3 protein-coding genes are annotated in these 2,930 nt (G+C 57.8%); all 3 read right to left on the bottom strand.

Annotation, left to right across the window (positions count from 1 at the left end):
• The coding region (locus EN943_RS36390) for an ABC transporter ATP-binding protein (RefSeq protein ID WP_164778586.1) at window positions 1–1,464 on the bottom strand (1,464 nt) is incomplete at its 3' end.
• Window positions 1,461–2,309, bottom strand: a complete 849-nt coding sequence (locus EN943_RS36385; RefSeq protein WP_127416544.1) for an ABC transporter permease — start codon at window positions 2,307–2,309, stop codon at window positions 1,461–1,463. The genes EN943_RS36390 and EN943_RS36385, both read right to left, overlap by 4 nt.
• Before the next feature lie 4 nt (window positions 2,310–2,313).
• Window positions 2,314–2,930 (bottom strand): ABC transporter permease (locus EN943_RS36380; protein ID WP_164778585.1); only part of this gene is annotated, 617 nt, incomplete at its 5' end.

Here is a 2,930-nt window from a genome sequence, read left to right as displayed (position 1 = left end):
GGATCGAACAGAGTTCAAGTCGTGCGTGATGAACAGCGCTGACAGGCCCATCTCGCGCTGCAGATCGCGTACCAGATCGATGATTTGCGCACGAACACGAATATCAAGTGCGGTCGTTGGCTCGTCGAAGACGACGAATTCCGGCTTCGTGGCAAGAGCTCTCGCAATCCCTATGCGTTTCTGCTCACCAGCCGTCAGTTCATGCGGGTAGGAATCCGCCAGCTTGGTCGGAAGTTGCACCAACCCCAGCAACTCACGAACGCGCGCGATCTTCGCCGCCTTCGTGATGCCTGGCTCTAACCGAAGTGGTTCAGCGAGGAGCTGGGATACCGTCCAGCGAGGATTGAGCGCGACGTAAGGCTCCTGGAAGACCATCTGGATTCGACGCCGGAGGGGACGAAACTCCTTTTCAGAGATCGGGACCGTGTCCTGGTCATCGAATTTGATCTGACCGCTGTCCGACTTCAGCAGTTTCACCAGACACTGGCCGACCGTGGTCTTGCCCGATCCGCTTTCGCCCACCAAGGCAAGGGTCTCATTGCGGTTTACCGAGAAGGACACGTCGTCGATGGCCCGCACCACCTCCCCACCACTGAGCGGAAAGTATTTAAAGAGGTTGTCGACTTGCAAAAGCGGTGTGGTGTTGCCAGACCCCGATTGTTCGTCCTGCGTCATCGGCGCGGGACGCACCTTTGCAGCGTCAAGCAGAATGGTGCTGTAGGTCTCATCAGGTTTGACGAGAAACTGCCCCACTGGCTTGAGCTCAACGATGCGACCTTCCTTCATGATCGCGACGCGGTCACAGAAATGAGCGACGATCCCTAGATCGTGGGTAATGACGATCGCGCCAAGCTCCAGTTCTCGGACACGCTTCACAAACAGGTCGAGAACCTGGACCTGGATGGTCGCGTCGAGCCCCAGCGTTGCATCATCGGCGACGACAATATCCGGCTGGGTTATGAGCGCCATCGCGATTACGATTCTCTGCGCCATGCCTCCTGACAGTTCGTGTGGATACGCTTCCATGCGGCGCTCAGGATTGACGATGCCAACCTGTTTGAAGAGTTCAGCGGTCTCAGCCAAAGCTTGTTTGCGGGTGCAAGAGCGGTGTGCCTGCAACACGTTCGCCACCTGGGACCCGACCGTCTGCACAGGATCAAGCAGCGCCTTGGCGTTCGTTCCGATCAGCGAAACTGTGCCGCCGCGAAATTGCCTGGCCGCCTCGATGGACAGGTCGAATATCGACTTGTCGTTCACGAATACATCGCCGCCAACAACGCGACCGCCAGAGGGAAGCAGATTGATGAGTGCTCTGGCCAGGATCGACTTGCCAGCTCCAGTCTCTCCGACGATGCCAAGCACCTCATTGCGATTTAGCGTGAAGTCGACGTCGTCCAGTACCTTCTTGTTGGCGAAAGAAACCGACAGGCCGTGAACATCCAAAAGCGGGGTTTCGATGTTCATGTGCGGCTCCTGGTCGTTGGGTCGAACATATCTTTGGCGGTATCACCCAAAAGCGCGAAGCACAGGACGGAAACCACGATCGCGAGGCCAGGGAAGAGTGACACCCACCACACGCCCAGGATCATTTGCTGGGCGCCAGTCGATACCATCAGGCCCCATTCCGGCGCGGGCATACGGACGCCGGCGCCGATGAAGGAGAGGCCAGCCGTGAGAAGGATCGCCATGCCAATCGAGATAGAGATCTGGACGATTGCGGGAGTCAAAGCGTTGGGCAGGATATGGTGGAACATGATCGTAAAATCAGTCGCACCGCTACAGCGCGCCGCGCTGATGAAGGGGCGCTGCCGTAGCGACAACACCTCCGCCCTGATCAGTCTGGCGAACATTGGGATGAACAGGACGGCCAGCACGATCGCGACGTTCCAGATCTCCTGCCCCATGACAGAGACCAGCGCCATGCCAAGGACGAACACGGGAAAGGACTGGACGAAATCGAGCACTCGCATCGCGAATGAGGTCGCGATGTTCTGGTAGTATCCGATCAACAAGCCTATCGGCACGCCAATCACGAATGCCACCGCGACAGCAGATATGCTGATCAGCAGGTTGATGCGCGTAGCGTACAGGATACGGGAATAGATATCCATGCCGTACACATCCGTACCCAGCCAATGCCCGGCCGAAGGTGGCAAAAGCGAGGCTAGCGGGTCGGCTTCCACCGGAGAGTGCGTTGCCAGAAGCGGCGCGAACACGATCGCGACGACCTGCAACAGAAGCAGGATGAAACCGATGACAGCCGCGGGACGCCGCAGGGCCTGAAAGGACGAATTGCTCGAGCTTTCCATGTTCTCAGACCTTTATCCGCGGGTCGACCAGTTCATAGAGCACGTCGACGATCAGGTAGACGATGAGGATGAAGGCCGCGGCGACGAGAACGAAGCCCTGCATTGCGGGATAGTCGCTGTTGACCACGGCTTGGACGGCATACTGCCCCAGCCCACCCCAGGCAAAGATGGTCTCAACGAGTACGGCCGCGCCCAACAGGAATCCAAACAGAAACCCAACTGTGGTGATTATGGGCGGCAGACTGTTGCGCAGGGCGCTCTTGATGATGACCCGCTCAGGCAAGCCACTTGCCCGTTGATGGCGAATGAACTCGCTGCGGTAGATGTCCGAGAAAGTCGTCTTCGTCATCTTCATCAACATACCGGCGTTGACGATGGTCAAGGTGAGCACCGGCAGGATCAACCTGGCGATAGAGGACTTGAAAGCCACAAGGTCACCGGCCAATAAACTGTCGATGGTGTAGAAGCCTGTTATGGTCGGTGGCGCACTAAGCAGAGCGTCGATACGGCCAAACGGTGCGGCAGCAATATCGGCCATATAGAAGAAGAAAAATATCAGCAGCAGGCCGACCCAAAAATCCGGGATCGCGCCCGCCGCCAGACCGTAGCACCGGCTAAAGT

The organism is Mesorhizobium sp. M7A.F.Ca.US.006.01.1.1 (assembly GCF_003997935.1).
Taxonomy (GTDB): Bacteria; Pseudomonadota; Alphaproteobacteria; order Rhizobiales; family Rhizobiaceae; genus Mesorhizobium.
The sequence above is the reverse complement of the archived record's forward strand: the minus strand, read 5'-3'. Positions and strand labels throughout refer to the sequence as shown.